The following is a 15,061-nucleotide window of genomic DNA, read 5'->3' on the forward strand; positions in this document are numbered from 1 at the left end:
CATGGCCATTTCATTTACAAAAACAAAGATGGGGGGAGCAAAAGATGGATTTTTCTTTTCAAATCATAACTCAGGAGCAAGCTGAGCATATTGCCTATAACTGGAAATATGATAGGGAATATGCATTTTATGATCTTACAGCGGATGAAGAGGATTTGGCGGAATTTTTAGATGGAGACCAACGCGGAAACTCAACCTATGCTGTGCTTCACCAAGGGGAAATGATTGGTTTTTTCACATATACTGAATTAAATGAGTCGACTATTGATATCGGTTTAGGCATGCATCCGAATCTTACAGGAAAGGGAAAAGGAGAGGAGTTCACCTGGGCTGGTGTAGATTTCTCAATCGCAAGGTATGCTCCGGAAACCTTGACTTTGTCAGTAGCTGCCTTCAACAATCGTGCGATCAAGGTGTATAAGAAAGTGGGCTTCGTTCCCATAGGAACATTCATTCAAGAAACAAATGGAAGTCGCTATGAATTTATGAAAATGAGTTATTCCCTTAATAAGCAAAGAATAGGGAGAGCATAATGGATATCAAGATTCATAACAGATTTGATCCGGATAAGCTAGATGAGATATGTGCAGTGTACCAGTCTGCTGGGTGGTTGAAGCATTCAAATGATGTAATCACCAAGGTGTTTCAAAGAAGTGATATCGTAACTTTCGCTATAAGTGAGGGTAGGATTATTGGAGTTGGAAGAGCTCTAACGGATGGAGTGTTCAATACCGCAATATATGATGTGGTCGTTCATCTAGAGTATCAACAAATTGGAATCGGCAGTCTCATCATGAGTGATCTTTTAGAGCAGTTAAAAGATGTTTCATGCGTTCAATTAATCTCCACAACCGGTAAAGAAGAGTTTTATAGAAAACATGGAATGAAGAAACTGAAAACGGGTATGGCTAGATATTTGAACTCAAGTTTGACGGATGAGTATTTGGAATAAGGTCTTATGGACAAAAGAGACAGCCGCTTGGGACTGTCTCTTTTGTTTACACCATTTCCTTATACAGTTTTTCATACTGATTGGCCACATCAAAGTCCAAATCCGTCAGGCCATTTTCACTCCAGGAAGTCAACTCTACAATAACCAATTTGTATTGAACCTTAATAAAAGGATGGTGATTCATTTCCTCGGCTGCCTCTGCCAGTTTGTTGACAAACCGTATTCCCTCAAGGTAATCCTTGAATCGATAGCGCCGTTCAATCCATTTCTCTTCTTTTAAGCGCCATTTCTCAAGAGTTTCAAGATTTTGTGAAATGGCAACATCATTTAACTTCTTCATACCGTAACTCCTTTCCTGCCAAAAATGACATCAAGGCCATTTTGAATGAGACGTGCAAACCGATCCTGCTTCCTTAAAACGAATAAGTCTTTCAGAAGATCTTCCTTTAACTGAGATTCTGGCTCGTGAATCTGTAGAAGTTCAATAATTTCAAGTCTAAGCAGCCACTCTTCAGGGAAATCCTCTTTCAGCCTGCCTACTATACTATGAATAAGATCTCTGGAAAAGGCTACTTCTCTCAGTTCTCTGACCTCACTGAAGAGGCTGTCCAATGGTGTAAGATCACGAGATACGCCATCCTCTTCTTCAATAAGTGGGGTATCCCCGAAGAAAGCATCATAATCTGCCGCATGTGGCCGTGCTGAAACGATTTCACTGCCTACTGCCAAATCGTATGTTCCCCATGAAGGGTGGAATAAAACAAGGTCACCCAGAGTCACCATACATTCATCAATTGATATGAGGACAAGATGCTGGTGGTGAAAGACGAGATTCGTCACATGTCCAGAGACTTCAATCCCACCATCAAATGTGATTTGCATCATTTTATTCATCTCAATGCCAAGCTTCCTTAAATCCGCTTCGGACTGGTTCTCAAGAATGGTACCGTCCTGAAGGATACCTATAGGAGCACCGAAGCCATCAGTATGATGATCTGTCCCGTGATGTTCCAGTTGCTCGTTTTGGATGGAAAGGGAAGTAGGTCCTACGGTTTTGACGTAGATAGCTTCACCTTGCTCATTTTTTATGACTTCTTTGAAGGTGCCAGTGACTTGTAAACCCGAATTGTATTCGATATGAGCAAGCTGATTCGAACGAATCGCTTTATCAATAGCTTCTGTTCCTCCTTTACGGAAAGCCATGGTCTCTCCGAATTTCACTACTTCTTCAATGAGTTGTTCGAAACTTTCACAAACAAATAATTGAGTTTGCATGGAGGTAACATCATAGCTGGTATGGATGGCGTCTTCGATTGAGAACGGCCTTTTGATCACTTCACTTGATAAACAGTGCTTGCTTTCTCCAACTGATGAAAGCAGTCCTGCACCGAAGATCTTCGGTTGATGAAAATCACCGATTAAACCGAATTCCACCGTCCACCAAAAGATTCGTGAAATTTGTTCTGCTTCTGAAAGACCGGAAACGGCCTCTTGCTTTTCAATTAACACCTGCTTTGCTTCTTCAATTTCTTTCTCAGTGGAGCTTGGATCCTCCATCACAATGGATAAATGCCTGGTTGCCTCAAATGCTTCGTGTTCTTCTTCAGTGGCAAAAGCGTTCGCTCCGATATTGCCGATAATCTTTACAAATCGGGAATAGGTTTCATCAAACAGAATGGGAGCGTGTCCGGCTGCTTCATGCAATATATCAGGAGCAGGGGTGTATTCAATATTCGATTTTTGTCGAATATCCGTCGCTATTGGGAGAATACCGTGAGCTTGGAAATCAAAGAACGCTGTACCAGGGATCAAACCGTCTACAATTGCAGCCCCCCAGCCAATTTTCGCTAAGTGTCGGTTCATATCACTTACCATAGGAATTTCGTGTATGTTAATTCCGGAGGCTTTTAATCCTTCAGTGAATGATTCATGCGCAGTATCTTCCAGGAAGTGATGATTCTGTCTCATCACATAACGCCACACGGCATGATCGATAGGGGTGTATGAATGATAGTGCTGTTCAGCTACAAATGGGCGTAAATGACTCGGAATGGTTTGGTTCATATTAAATTCTCCTTATTTTAAGATATCATTTAACACTTAAACGCTTTTATGCGCGAAAGCAGATACATACAAAAAATCCCTGCTGAATAAATCAGCAGGGACGAATAAGATCGCGGTACCACCCTTGTTGTAAGCAAATAGCTTACCACTCAAATTGATAACGGACAATAACCGTCTTGTTCCACTATAGAACAAGAAGCTCAAGAAACGTACTTCATGATTTTCCTATGTACTAGTTCCCAGCACCACTAGCTCTCTATCACAGGGAGGAGATCACTACTTCAAATCCATCACAGCTCTTCACAAATATGTATCAAGATGCTTTATATCTTAAACGCTTTTAAGCGTTAAAGTCAAGGAGATTTTTTACGAGGGATATGATGTTTATTTAAAAATGAATAAAGGTGTTGGTAATTTCACTTAAAGGAATATGTCAGAAATAAAACTGAAGTGAACGTGTATAATAATAACTCCACAGATAAAAAACGCCAGGAAATCCTGGCGCTATTCGTTATAAAATTTGTGTTTTTTCCTGGTGATCCTGAAGTTTCATCTGTTCTAATTCTAGTCTCATTTTCTGGGTTTCGATCACAAAATTTTCGTGTTTCAGTTTTTCCAGTTCGAGTTGGTCTTCTATCATTTTTTGTTTTAGCTTGGATTGTTTTTGGAAATGGTCCGTTATGATTCCGAGGATGGGTATTGAAAAGATCATGATAACAGCAATGGTTCCAGTCATGACAATCCTCCTTTTTCTCCAAATCGTATTCGTTACTTAATAGTTAAATTATAACAAAACACGCGGTGGATTAGTATATTGTGTGGTAATGTTAAGATAGAATCTTCATAGAAGAATATACGAATAAAAACATAAAAGAGTTTCATGTTTTCAAAAAAAGGGGAGTTACAGGATCAAGCATTTTTTTTCGCGGAGAATTCCACGACCTCCGATGTTAAAGACAGAATGGAATAGACTATAAGTTCCACTTCTTATGCACATACATAAGCATCGTCTCCCGATATTTTCTAACAATAGAATTCATGATGAAGTACGTGAGGATGCCGAATAAGGGGATATTGATGAACATCCCAATAAAGAATGCTTTTCCCAATTGCAGCCCTACATCTACTGCTTCACTGGTGTAGTACGTGGACGGATCGATTACATCAATGGGGTAGAAGAGATATCCTACAACAAGATTCAAGTAGAAGAAAAAAGGGAAAGCCCAAATCAAGGAGACGCCTCCTACTAATCCAGCAAAAGAGTTCCCTTTAAACACCTTTGCAATTGCTGTGGAAATGAATGGACCTATGCCAAAAGAGGGGACAAAGTTGATTAATAATCCAACTGTGAATCCTAATGAAATACTGTGGGAGTTATCTTTGAGACGCAATAGTTTTAGAGTAAGACATTTACATTCTCGAAGCTTTTTTCTAATCATGAGATCAACACCAATTATCGTTTAATTTCATACTCAGTAAATAGTATGGTCAAGTTTCAGTATTCTAAATAAAGTAATTTATAAGATTTTATGAAGTTTTTTCACAACATTTCTTTAAGAAAATCTGTAACATGGTATCCTAGTAGTAACAGAATTTTTGGTAGAGTGAGGATAAAAGATGAAACTAACGAAAAAAATACCCAATATGGTTACGTTGGGAAATCTGTATTGCGGTTTCTTATCAATTGGGTTTGCCGCTAGCGGACAATTTAAAAACGCAGCAATTCTAATTATTATTGGCATGATGCTTGATAGCATGGACGGCAGACTGGCAAGGATGCTTCAAGCGGATAGTGTATTAGGAAAGGAATTGGATTCATTAGCAGATATTGTTACGTTTGGGGTCGCACCTTCCTTTCTAGTGTATTATACATACTTCTTTCAATTTGGATTATTAGGGTTTATCGTTGCGGGGTTATTTCCTTTATTCGGAGCTTATCGCCTCGCGAGATTTAATACCAGTCCACCGAAATCATCCCTTCATTATTTCGTTGGCGTCCCGATTACGGCAGCAGGTGGGATCCTTGCGATTCTCACTCTGTTTGGAAACTTTATTCCAAACATCGTGACAACGGTCATCTTCACAGCAATGTGTTTTCTGATGGTGAGCCGTATACGAATCCCTAGCCTCAAGGAAGTGCCTTTACCGAAATATGGAACTATTGTGACGCTCTTCATTGGAGCATTACTATTTGTCATCTACAAAGGGACTTATGAGCAGTTTCCCTATTTGATTTACATTGCTACACCTATGTATATCGCATATCTGGCGTATCGATTTATAAAAAGATAAAATGTAAAAAGATCCAAGCATTCACTGCCTGGATCTTTATTATTTTTCGGCACTATGATTCATGGTTTACTGCCATTTATGATAACGTAAATAACAAATGAATTAAATGAAACCCATAACGAGTCCACCAACTGCTCCGGTGACCACGACGATCCAAGGTGGAAGTTTCCAGAAGACGAGCATGCTAAACAAAACCGCAGCAAAGGCAAAATCCAGTGGAGCAAGGATGGATGAAGTCCATATCGGGTGGTAGAACGCTGCAATCAGAATTCCAACCACAGCGGCATTGACTCCCATCAGCGCACCTTTTATTTTAGGATTCCGACGGAGGGACTCCCAGAATGGAAGCGTCCCGGAAAGGAGTAGAAAGGCTGGGAGGAAAATCGCGAAAGTCGCAAGCAATCCGCCTTGCCACCCATTAATCACAGCACCAATATATGCTGCAAAAGTGAAGAGAGGACCTGGAACCGCCTGAGCTGCACCATATCCTGCTAAAAAGGCTTCTTCTGTTAACCATCCTGTAGGAACAAACTCTCTTTCAAGGAGTGGTAGTACAACATGGCCACCACCAAAAACCAATGAACCAGAACGGTAGAAGCTATCGAATAACGCGACCCACTCGAGAGATGTCAATTCCCTCAAGAACGGAAGAAGAAACAGTAAACTGAAGAAAAGAACTAAACAGATCACTGCAAATCTCCGAGAAATCGGGAAGTCAATTGGGGCTTCATCGTCGGGATTATGGTGTTTAAAGAGCAAGAATCCGATGACAGCTGAAAGAAGAATGACCCCAACTTGTGAAAAGGCCGTTTGCCATAATAGAATGACCACTAAAGCCAACAGTGCAATCGCTTTTCGTGCTAAATCAGGCGTCAGCTTTTTGGCCATCCCTAAGATCGCATGGGCAACCACGGCGACAGCGACAATCTTTAACCCGTGTATCCACCCGGCATCTGCTACATCCAGTCCTTGCAGAATGATGGCGAAAAGTATCAATGCAATGACTGAAGGTAAGGTAAAGCCTATAAATGAGACAATTCCACCTAACACTCCAGCCCGCATTATTCCAATGCCCATTCCGACTTGGCTGCTGGCCGGCCCAGGAAGGAATTGACAAAGAGCTACGAGATCCGCGTAACTTTTCTCATCCATCCATTTTCTTCTCCGAATATATTCTTCATGAAAGTATCCCAAATGGGCAACTGGCCCACCAAACGATGTAAGACCCAGCCTTGTTGAAATAATCAATATTTCAATCAAGTACTTTAAACGGCTTGATGTTTTCATAATAATTTCCCCTTCTTTGTTACTCTTTGATTTCTTTAAATAGCTCATAAGCTTTATCGCGTGCTTCACTCAGAACTACACTACCTTTATCAGTGGTGGTATAATATTTTCTTATTTTGCCGTCTACGTTTATATCCTCTTTTGTCAGGAGACCATCCATCTCCATTGAGTGAAGAATAGGGTACAGTGTACCGGAGCTTATGCTATACCCATGCTCTCTTAATTCTTCTAACATCCACGTACCGTAAATGGGCTCTTCTTTGGCATGGTGCAGAATATGGATTTGAATAAACCCGAGAAAGAGTTTCCGTAATACTTTGTCTTCCAATGTAACCCCTCCTTATCTATAAATTGAAATCCGATATCGGAAGTCGATATCGGTATTTTATACAGAGACTATAACATGAAAAATGTACTGATTCAATGAGCTTATGGTAAATTTACAAACTCTTAACACGAGGGACTTACGGATGGTTTTCCTAGTAGATAAAGTCCCGTCAAAAAAGCCATATCCACTATGGATATAGCTAAATTTCATCATTATCCGTATCAATATGGAAAAAAGAATAGGTTTTGACTATACCAATCAAAAATAAGCCAATGGCAATGTAGGCAGGCAGAAGATGGCTAAACGAGGTGTACCCGATAGCAAAATGAATATATATCCCCGATATAAAGGCGGGAATGCCCCCGATCAATAACGTCCACCAAACCCACTTATTTCCTTGCTGAAAGCCCCAAAGTGAAAGGGTTAAGACTAGTAATCCTACACTTAATAAAGCGCTGCCGAACCCTGCTCGATCATGTGCAATAACGGGAATGAGGTTCTGATTGAACTCATGAAGAATCTCCGGTGGCATACAGAGGTATAGGAGATCCGTCGGAACAAAAACAGAAGTAACCCCAAGGTAAGAAATGACAAGACCTCCAATAACAAAAGAAAATCCAAGTACGACAAACGCAAGCTGACCATACAGGGATTGTAACCATATATTATGATTTCCACGATTTCCAGATGATGGAGTTCCTTTTATCCCCCTTGTATGAATCCAGCCATATACGTAAAAGGGTAGCAAAACGAGCCAAAATATAAGATGAAGCCAGTCAAAATAGCCATACCCAATAAATAAGAAAATTCCCAGAAATCCTGTAATGGCGGCAATGTCTATTGATTGTTTGGCCCATAGGAGACCTCTCCTGACACCATGGAAGGAGAGCTGCATATACACTATTCCACCAGAAATCATTGTACCTGCTAAAGTCATCCGATCATGAGACATAAATTTAACAATCCGGTCGTTAAATCCAGTAATCGATTCCCTTGTCATCCCCAAATAATGTTCATCATAGGGTAGAATCACCGACGTTAAACTAAAAACGAAGGCTAAGAGTCCTCCTATAAAAATAAATAATCCAAAATACCAGTAAGATTGCCATCCCTTTTGAGGGGGTAGCTGATCGTTCAAATCATCCAGTAAGGCTTCGTTAATGCGTTTAGTTAAACCAGGACCCGAAAAGACATACCCATCTGAAAGAAGAAGTAGGTCTGCACCCGCATTAAGTAGAGATAGTGCCTGACTTGGTTCACTAACTCCACCTGAAGTAATGATTGTTAGAGCAGGGATTGCTTTTTTGTATGAACGAACAATTGAAAGGAGAGTGTTGAATTCATCCCCTTCGACAACGATTCCTGAAATATTCTCAACGTTTAATTTATAGAGAAGTTCTAAAGTCGGATTTGAGATGAAAATCGGTTTATCACTATGTAACGTAGGATGTATTTCATCACCTTCGACAATATAACCATCTGCAAATAAATCTAATCTATTCATCATCATAGATAATTCTTGTGGTGTCCCCGACAGGCGTATGATGAAGGGCTGTTTTTTTCTAAACTTCTTTAATTTCCCTAGAGTCCTCTCTAACCCAACAGATTCAAGGGGATCCGGGAACTGTATACGCAGCTCATTGTGATCCGCATTAGGGTAATCGGAGTCTGATGAAGTCTGTAAAGTCACCGGACCAATTTCAATAAAGCCAAAGCCTAAATGAATAAAGGCAGATGTACCGGTTAGTAAGGGATCAATTTTACCAGAGAGACCAACAGGATTGGTAAATTCCATCCCTTTTATTTGTTGATACAGGAGAGGGGAACATTCTTCTCTTCCTAGGAAATGGATGATGTGAGGACCATGGGGGAGAGAAGCGATCGTACTCATTCCTCTATGGATAAACTCTCTCGACATGTAAGCCGGGAGTTTGGATAAAACAGGTTTGAATATTCCGTGATAGGACCAATCAGGCATAGCACATTCCTCGCAATTATTAGTAATACCATCATTTTAACAGGGATTTTATAAGATCGGGTGGTGAATTTTGAGCAGAAGTTAGTATGTGAAAATTTAAAAGGAAGTAAGAAATACAAAAATGGCACATTGTGAACTTTTTATAGTTCATTCCTCTCATATTCTGTTATGCCAGTTATATATCATAAAATAAGTCGATATACTTTACAGGTTTATTTCAACGGAAAAGGAGAGAGTGTATGATTAAAAAGATTTGCATGACCGTTTTTGCACTATTTCTATTACTGCCGTCCTGGAGCCAGGCCGGTTCATTTGGCAAGGATGATCCTTCTGGAGTTCCCGGCCAGTGGTATGTAGGTACAACTCCCTCATATGTAGCCCCTTCCAAGCATCCGATCCTCTTTGTTCATGGATTAAATAGCTCTTCTAATACATGGTGGAATGAAAATAATATGTATGACACAGCCTATCAAAATGGTTATGAAACCGCTTTTATCGATCTTTATCCAACAAAGAATATGTGGGATAACGGTGCCCTTCTGGCCCAGAAAATTCGCGACATACACAATTACTACGGTGAAAAGGTAGTGGTTGTGGCCCATAGTAAAGGTGGCATCGATACTCAATCAGCTCTTGTACACTATGGTGCTTTTCCATATGTGGAAAGGGTGATCACCCTTTCCACTCCTCATTATGGTTCTCAATTGGCAGATCTTGCTTATAGCAGCTGGGCAGGATGGTTGACAGGCATTCTCGGAAGTAAGAATGATGCCACCTATTCATTGCAAACAGGGTATATGAGTTATTTCCGCTCTGAAACGGATCATCATCAGAATGTTAATAGAAATCCAGTCTATACATTTGGCGGCACAACATGGGGAAGCTTTGGAAGCTCTCTTTATTGGGGTGGTTTGTATCTTAGTGCTTATAATAGCAACGATGGAGCCGTTACAGTCAATAGTTCGAGACTTCCCTATGGGACAGAACTGAGAGTGGGGGATTGGAATCATTCGACTATCAAAGAAGGTTCCTCTACCTTTAATTTGTTCGAAAATTATTTGAATGAAGCCACCAATACTTCGGCTTTTAATTCTCATAGTGTGGTCGAGTCAAAAGAAGCAGATCATGCTGCCTCTTTCATTAGAGGAGGAGAATATAGTGGAAAGAAACAAGAAGTGGTCTTAGTGGAACAGGGGGCTCAGTCCGTAACATTTGATTGGATGAGCAATAGCCCCTCGTCACAATTAACCTTAAAAGATCCTGGTCAGAAAGCAAATTCAATATTCAAGGTGGAAAAGGATGAAAGTGAATATTTTAACGGTGCGTATCACCATACGGTCACCGTCAAAGATCCGGCACCAGGGGAGTGGAAAGTTGAAGCATCGTCGCATTCAACAGAACAGTATCTCTTACATGTGTCTTTTGAAAGTGCGATGAATGATGCAATCAAAATTCATTTAGCACAGAATGGAATCAGCTTGAAAACCAACAGCAGTAACCTGAAATTCAAACAGAACATGACAATTGAATTTTACAAGGATGGTAAGTTGAAGAAGAGTAAAGTGAAAACAAAGAACGACTCATTAAAACTTCCAAAGCTTGGAGAAGGAGTCTACAACGTTACGGTTGACATAGAAGGAAGCAAGGACAAAAATGCGTTCAAAAGATCTTTCATTAAATCTGTTTATATTGATGATTCAGGGAAGGTTTATGGGCAGTAGGATAGATTGGAGTACATTGGGTGAGGAGCTAATGTTTTATTAGCTTCTAATTTTGGTAAATAAAAAGAATGAACATTTAAAAGCTACTGTAAAGCCATTACTGATGAGGAGGTAATGTACTTTTAGAATGTTTAGGTAATAATCTTTAAATGCATCATGATCTTTTGCAACTGGCCGGGACTGAACCTTTAACAGTTTGGAGTATACATCGTTTACGCCGATCCAGAGGAATGTAAGATTTGAGCTTCTAGAAGGTGCTGTTCATAATAAATTTGCTTGGAGAGAGAGGGTACTGATGATTTTTAAATACTTGTATAAGGATGAAATGGAGAAAGACTTCCAATTGGGAAGTCTTTCTTATTTCACGATCATCACGGGACATTTAGCCCTCTTTGCGACTTTATGGCTAACACTTCCTAAGACCATTTCTTGAAATGCATTTAATCCCCGGCTTCCAATGACTACTGCATCGAAGTTGTTTTTGTTCGCATGCTCAACAATCGTCGGCCCCGGTTCTCCGTGTAAAAAGATAATCTCATAGTCGATGCCTTCATGCCTGGCTTTTTGTTCTATCATTTGCAGTTTCTGCTTCCGTTTATCTGTTGCATCCAGTCCCCAATGATGCAGAACATCTTCCTTGGATTGCTTCCCATCTACTACATAAACAATATCTATTTTAGAGCCTTCATTGCATCTCGCGAGAGCGATCGCTTTTTCTCCTGCCCTTAGAGAGTGTTCAGATCCATCTGTTGCGAGAAGAATGTGTTTGAACATTGCTTTTCCTCCATCCGATGAAAGCGTTTAGTATTTAGTTCTATATTATTATTCAATATCCTCTAAAGAAATTTAAGATTTTTTTACATGTATTTGAAATGAAGTAGATTAGCAGTGAAATTAAGAGTAAATGAAAGATAATACGTTATGTTTGCGCTTTCATAACTGTTTCACAAATTGAATCATCCATTATATAATGTCCCTTGTGTTAAACGGCCCCGACTTTCATGAGAGTTGAAAGTCATAAATAAACAGGAAGAGGTGCATTATGAGTTTAAGTCAAAAAATTAAATATGAGTGGTTTGGTAATATTCGTGGAGATGTATTAGCCGGTTTAGTCGTGGCTATGGCATTGATCCCGGAAGCGATTGCGTTTTCTATTATCGCAGGTGTCGATCCAATGGTCGGGTTATATGCTTCCTTCTGTATTGCAGTAGTGATTGCATTTGTAGGCGGTCGTCCGGGGATGATTTCTGCCGCAACGGGTGCTACAGCCCTTGTCATGGTGACGTTAGTTGCGGATCATGGTTTACAGTATCTGTTAGCAGCGACCATCTTAACAGGTGTGATTCAAATTATCATGGGAGTCCTTAAACTAGGCCGCTTAATGAAATTTGTCCCACGTTCCGTTATGGTTGGATTTGTGAACGCACTTGCCATCTTGATTTTCACTTCACAGTTACCACACTTTGTTGGTGAATCGTGGATCATGTATGCTATGGTGACTGGTGCATTGGGGATCATATATATTTTACCCCGCTTTACAAAAGCAGTTCCATCACCATTAGTGGCAATTATCGCTGTGACTATTTTCGCGGTGCTGACAGGAAGTGGAGTACGTACAGTTGGAGATATGGGTGAGCTTACTCAAGCATTACCAATCTTCTTGATTCCTGATATTCCATTTAACTTCGAGACATTACAAATCATTTTCCCATATTCTTTATCAATTGCAATTGTAGGGTTAGTTGAGTCTCTATTAACTGCGTCTATTGTTGATGATATGACAGATACCACAAGTGATAAAAATAAAGAAGCAAAAGGGCAAGGGATTGCGAATATCGTATCTGGACTTTTCGGTGGAATGGCTGGTTGTGCGATGATCGGACAATCTGTTATTAATGTTAAGTCAGGTGGACGAGGACGTTTATCAGCTTTTGTGGCTGGTACATTCTTGATGATTTTGATCCTTTTGCTCAATGATTTCTTGGTTCAAATTCCAATGGCTGCCTTGGTTGGAGTTATGATCATGGTATCCGTTGGGACCTTTGATTGGTCTTCAGTGAAGAACTTACACAAAACGCCGATTACAGACTCTCTTGTTATGATAGCAACAGTTGTCACTGTATTGTTTACTCATGATTTATCTAAAGGTGTTCTTGTCGGGATTATCTTAAGCGCTATATTCTTCGCTTCCAAAATATCAAAAGTGAAGATTACCACGATGGCGTCTGAAGAAACTCATAAGAAGGTATACCGTGTGTCAGGTCAATTGTTCTTTGCTTCTGTTACGGAATTTGTTGAAAGCTTTAATTTCAATGAAGATGTAAAGGAAGTAACGCTGGATTTAACTCACACACATTTATGGGATGATTCTGCCGTGGGAGCGATTGATAAAATCGTTATTAAGTACCATCAGAATGGTGTGAAAGTTAATCTGATTGGTCTGAACACTGAAAGTAATAAATTAATTGACAAATTGGCTGTGCATAATAAGCCCGGTGGATTAGATAAAGCCGTTAACCATTAAGTAAGATCTGAAAAGTCCTTGGTCAAGTGATCAAGGACTTTTCTATATATACTTATTTGTACAATTTGCGCCAAAAAAACCAAAGAATTATGAAAAAAGGTTGAAATAAGCATATAAGTGTTTTATTATATAAGCAAGATCTTATATAAGAGCCTTTAGAAAGGTTCTTATTTTTTTTTTTTTTTTATAAGTAAATAATAATATGCTAATAATATAAGTGATTGATGAGGTGTTTACATGCTTAAATCAAATGTTGATATTGAAAGGGCGGCAACGATGTTAAAACTTCTAGGGGATAAAACCCGTCTTACCATGGTGAAACTATTAGAATCCAATGACTGCTGTGTGTGTGAATTTGTCGAAATTTTCAAAATGAGTCAGCCTGCCATCTCACAGCATGTTCGTAAATTGAAAGATGCAGGACTTGTGAGGGAATTAAGAAGGGGTCAATGGGTCTTTTACTCTCTTAACAAAGAAAGTGATGCGTATCCGTTTGTTCAAAGCTTGATGGAACACTTGCCTAATCAGGATGATCGATTAACAGCATTAGAAAAGCAAGGATTACGCATTTCTTGTAATTAGGAGGAGGGTTTCCCGTGTTATCAGTTATTTTAGCTACCATGATTTTTGTGGCCACATTGGTACTTGTGATTTGGCAGCCTAAAGGATTGTCCATTGGCTGGTCTGCTTGTGGAGGAGCGGTTCTTGCCCTAATTGTAGGGGTTGTAGACTTCCAGGATGTTGTGGCAGTGACAGGAATAGTATGGAATGCGACTTTAGCATTCATTGCTATTATCATTATCTCTTTAATCCTGGATGAAATTGGATTCTTTGAATGGTCTGCTCTACATATGGCGAGAGCAGCAAAGGGGAATGGCGTTAAAATGTTCGTTTACGTTTCCCTATTAGGAGCAGTTGTCGCAGCATTTTTTGCGAATGATGGAGCTGCGTTAATATTGACTCCGATTGTACTGGCAATGGTGAGAAACTTGAATTTTGAAGAAAAAATGGTTTTTCCATTTATCATGGCAAGTGGATTCATCGCCGACACGACTTCATTGCCGCTTGTCGTCAGTAACCTTGTAAACATCGTGTCAGCCGATTTCTTTGATATCGGGTTTGTGGAATATGCATCACGCATGATCATCCCAAACTTCTTTTCATTGTTTGCGAGTATCTTGGTACTGTATCTATTCTTTAGAAAAAGCATTCCAAAGAATTATGATGTAAGCCAGCTCAAGAAACCGGTTGTAGCGATTAAAGATCAGCGTATGTTTAAGCTATCCTGGATTGTACTTGGTATCTTACTTGTTGGTTACTTTATAAGTGAATCATTGCACATTCCTGTATCGATCATCGCGGGTATTGTGTCGATTTTCTTCTTATTAATGGCTAGGAGAAGCTCAGCTGTCAACACGAAAACTGTCATTAAGGGTGCTCCATGGGCGATTGTATTCTTCTCGATTGGAATGTACGTGGTAGTGTATGGTTTGCGTAATGTAGGGCTGACGAATGTGTTAACGGATGTTATCCAAGTGGCTGCTGATCAAGGACTGTTCGTCGCTACGATTTCCATGGGGTTCATTGCAGCGATACTTTCATCGGTCATGAACAATATGCCGACCGTTATGATCGATGCGATTGCGATAATGGATACGAACACTACTGGAGTTATTCGGGAGTCCCTTATTTATTCCAATGTCATTGGTTCTGATCTTGGTCCGAAAATCACCCCGATTGGTTCACTGGCAACCCTCTTATGGTTACACGTTTTATCATTAAAAGGCGTGAAGATCTCATGGGGACAATATTTTAAAACGGGAATCATTTTAACCGTACCAACATTACTCATTACCCTTATTGGTTTATATTTCTGGTTAATGATCATATCTTAAAACTTACAGCAAAAGGAGCT

Annotated in this window: 15 protein-coding genes and 1 other annotated feature; of the genes, 7 read left to right on the forward strand and 8 right to left on the reverse strand. The window is 39.8% G+C overall.

Annotation, left to right across the window (positions count from 1 at the left end):
- Positions 1-44: 44 nt before the first annotated feature.
- Together ACYH0O_RS11300 and ACYH0O_RS11305 are read left to right on the forward strand one after the other, a co-directional pair.
- Positions 45-533 (forward strand): GNAT family N-acetyltransferase, encoded by a 489-nt coding sequence (locus tag ACYH0O_RS11300; protein ID WP_482632293.1) that lies wholly within the window; start codon positions 45-47, stop codon positions 531-533.
- Positions 533-952, forward strand: a complete 420-nt coding sequence (locus ACYH0O_RS11305) for a GNAT family N-acetyltransferase (RefSeq protein ID WP_482632294.1) — start codon at positions 533-535, stop codon at positions 950-952. Before ACYH0O_RS11300 ends, ACYH0O_RS11305 begins: the two co-directional genes overlap by 1 nt.
- A 46-nt stretch (positions 953-998) precedes the next feature.
- Here ACYH0O_RS11305 and ACYH0O_RS11310 read toward each other — a convergent pair whose 3' ends face one another.
- From ACYH0O_RS11310 to ACYH0O_RS11325, 4 genes are all read right to left on the reverse strand, one after another.
- Positions 999-1,292, reverse strand: a complete 294-nt coding sequence (locus ACYH0O_RS11310) for a 4a-hydroxytetrahydrobiopterin dehydratase (RefSeq protein WP_482632295.1) — start codon at positions 1,290-1,292, stop codon at positions 999-1,001.
- The gene (locus ACYH0O_RS11315; RefSeq protein ID WP_482632296.1) at positions 1,289-3,016 is read right to left on the reverse strand and encodes an aromatic amino acid hydroxylase; all 1,728 of its coding nucleotides are present in this window, start codon (positions 3,014-3,016) and stop codon (positions 1,289-1,291) included. Before ACYH0O_RS11315 ends, ACYH0O_RS11310 begins: the two co-directional genes overlap by 4 nt.
- A gap of 93 nt (positions 3,017-3,109) precedes the next feature.
- Positions 3,110-3,319 (reverse strand) — a binding site (T-box leader).
- Between the two features lie 208 nt (positions 3,320-3,527).
- Positions 3,528-3,752, reverse strand: coding sequence for a hypothetical protein (locus ACYH0O_RS11320; RefSeq protein WP_148969181.1), 225 nt, complete (start codon positions 3,750-3,752; stop codon positions 3,528-3,530).
- A gap of 235 nt (positions 3,753-3,987) precedes the next feature.
- Positions 3,988-4,455, reverse strand: a complete 468-nt coding sequence (locus tag ACYH0O_RS11325; RefSeq protein WP_482632297.1) for a DUF2062 domain-containing protein — start codon at positions 4,453-4,455, stop codon at positions 3,988-3,990.
- Positions 4,456-4,633: 178 nt separating this feature from the next.
- Here ACYH0O_RS11325 and pssA point away from each other — a divergent pair, with 178 nt between their 5' ends.
- Positions 4,634-5,308: a CDP-diacylglycerol--serine O-phosphatidyltransferase gene (pssA, locus tag ACYH0O_RS11330; RefSeq protein ID WP_149155681.1), complete on the forward strand. Its 675-nt coding sequence runs from the start codon at positions 4,634-4,636 to the stop codon at positions 5,306-5,308.
- Positions 5,309-5,410: 102 nt separating this feature from the next.
- Here the strand turns inward: pssA and ACYH0O_RS11335 are convergent, their stop codons facing one another.
- The 3 genes from ACYH0O_RS11335 to ACYH0O_RS11345 form a co-directional block, all read right to left on the reverse strand.
- The gene (locus ACYH0O_RS11335; protein WP_482632298.1) at positions 5,411-6,595 is read right to left on the reverse strand and encodes a chromate transporter; all 1,185 of its coding nucleotides are present in this window, start codon (positions 6,593-6,595) and stop codon (positions 5,411-5,413) included.
- Positions 6,596-6,614: 19 nt separating this feature from the next.
- On the reverse strand, positions 6,615-6,923 hold the full coding sequence (locus ACYH0O_RS11340; RefSeq protein ID WP_482632299.1) for a PadR family transcriptional regulator: 309 nt from the start codon (positions 6,921-6,923) through the stop codon (positions 6,615-6,617).
- Positions 6,924-7,122: 199 nt separating this feature from the next.
- The gene (locus ACYH0O_RS11345; protein ID WP_482632300.1) at positions 7,123-8,901 is read right to left on the reverse strand and encodes a dihydroorotate dehydrogenase; all 1,779 of its coding nucleotides are present in this window, start codon (positions 8,899-8,901) and stop codon (positions 7,123-7,125) included.
- A 239-nt stretch (positions 8,902-9,140) separates the two neighbouring features.
- On the opposite strand from ACYH0O_RS11345, the gene ACYH0O_RS11350 reads away from it, so the two are divergent.
- Entirely contained in the window at positions 9,141-10,622 is a 1,482-nt protein-coding gene (locus ACYH0O_RS11350; RefSeq protein WP_482632301.1) for an esterase/lipase family protein, read from the forward strand.
- A gap of 357 nt (positions 10,623-10,979) precedes the next feature.
- On the opposite strand, the gene ACYH0O_RS11355 is transcribed toward ACYH0O_RS11350, so the two are convergent.
- Positions 10,980-11,396 (reverse strand): universal stress protein, encoded by a 417-nt coding sequence (locus tag ACYH0O_RS11355; RefSeq protein ID WP_149155685.1) that lies wholly within the window; start codon positions 11,394-11,396, stop codon positions 10,980-10,982.
- Positions 11,397-11,664: 268 nt separating this feature from the next.
- Here ACYH0O_RS11355 and ACYH0O_RS11360 point away from each other — a divergent pair, with 268 nt between their 5' ends.
- The 3 genes from ACYH0O_RS11360 (at position 11,665) to ACYH0O_RS11370 (ending at position 15,041) form a co-directional block, all read left to right on the forward strand.
- Complete coding sequence (locus tag ACYH0O_RS11360) at positions 11,665-13,146, forward strand: SulP family inorganic anion transporter (RefSeq protein WP_482632302.1); 1,482 nt, start codon at positions 11,665-11,667, stop codon at positions 13,144-13,146.
- Positions 13,147-13,383: 237 nt separating this feature from the next.
- Positions 13,384-13,728, forward strand: coding sequence for an ArsR/SmtB family transcription factor (locus ACYH0O_RS11365; protein ID WP_482632303.1), 345 nt, complete (start codon positions 13,384-13,386; stop codon positions 13,726-13,728).
- Between the two features lie 14 nt (positions 13,729-13,742).
- A complete protein-coding gene (locus ACYH0O_RS11370) occupies positions 13,743-15,041 on the forward strand; it encodes an arsenic transporter (protein WP_482632304.1) in 1,299 nt (432 codons plus the stop codon).
- The last annotated feature ends 20 nt before the right edge of the window (positions 15,042-15,061 follow it).

Source organism: Rossellomorea sp. H136, from assembly GCF_056838065.1.

What these genes read in the sequence shown, in the direction of transcription:
- ACYH0O_RS11315 (WP_482632296.1), bottom strand. Translation starts at nt 3,016, where the DNA reads ATGAACCAAACCATTCCGAGTCATTTACGCCCATTTGTAGCTGAACAG.
- ACYH0O_RS11365 (WP_482632303.1), top strand. Translation starts at nt 13,384, where the DNA reads ATGCTTAAATCAAATGTTGATATTGAAAGGGCGGCAACGATGTTAAAA.
- ACYH0O_RS11355 (WP_149155685.1), bottom strand. Translation starts at nt 11,396, where the DNA reads ATGTTCAAACACATTCTTCTCGCAACAGATGGATCTGAACACTCTCTA.
- ACYH0O_RS11320 (WP_148969181.1), bottom strand. Translation starts at nt 3,752, where the DNA reads ATGACTGGAACCATTGCTGTTATCATGATCTTTTCAATACCCATCCTC.
- ACYH0O_RS11305 (WP_482632294.1), top strand. Translation starts at nt 533, where the DNA reads ATGGATATCAAGATTCATAACAGATTTGATCCGGATAAGCTAGATGAG.
- ACYH0O_RS11300 (WP_482632293.1), top strand. Translation starts at nt 45, where the DNA reads ATGGATTTTTCTTTTCAAATCATAACTCAGGAGCAAGCTGAGCATATT.
- ACYH0O_RS11335 (WP_482632298.1), bottom strand. Translation starts at nt 6,595, where the DNA reads ATGAAAACATCAAGCCGTTTAAAGTACTTGATTGAAATATTGATTATT.
- ACYH0O_RS11350 (WP_482632301.1), top strand. Translation starts at nt 9,141, where the DNA reads ATGATTAAAAAGATTTGCATGACCGTTTTTGCACTATTTCTATTACTG.
- ACYH0O_RS11310 (WP_482632295.1), bottom strand. Translation starts at nt 1,292, where the DNA reads ATGAAGAAGTTAAATGATGTTGCCATTTCACAAAATCTTGAAACTCTT.
- ACYH0O_RS11325 (WP_482632297.1), bottom strand. Translation starts at nt 4,455, where the DNA reads ATGATTAGAAAAAAGCTTCGAGAATGTAAATGTCTTACTCTAAAACTA.
- pssA (WP_149155681.1), top strand. Translation starts at nt 4,634, where the DNA reads ATGAAACTAACGAAAAAAATACCCAATATGGTTACGTTGGGAAATCTG.
- ACYH0O_RS11345 (WP_482632300.1), bottom strand. Translation starts at nt 8,901, where the DNA reads ATGCCTGATTGGTCCTATCACGGAATATTCAAACCTGTTTTATCCAAA.
- ACYH0O_RS11360 (WP_482632302.1), top strand. Translation starts at nt 11,665, where the DNA reads ATGAGTTTAAGTCAAAAAATTAAATATGAGTGGTTTGGTAATATTCGT.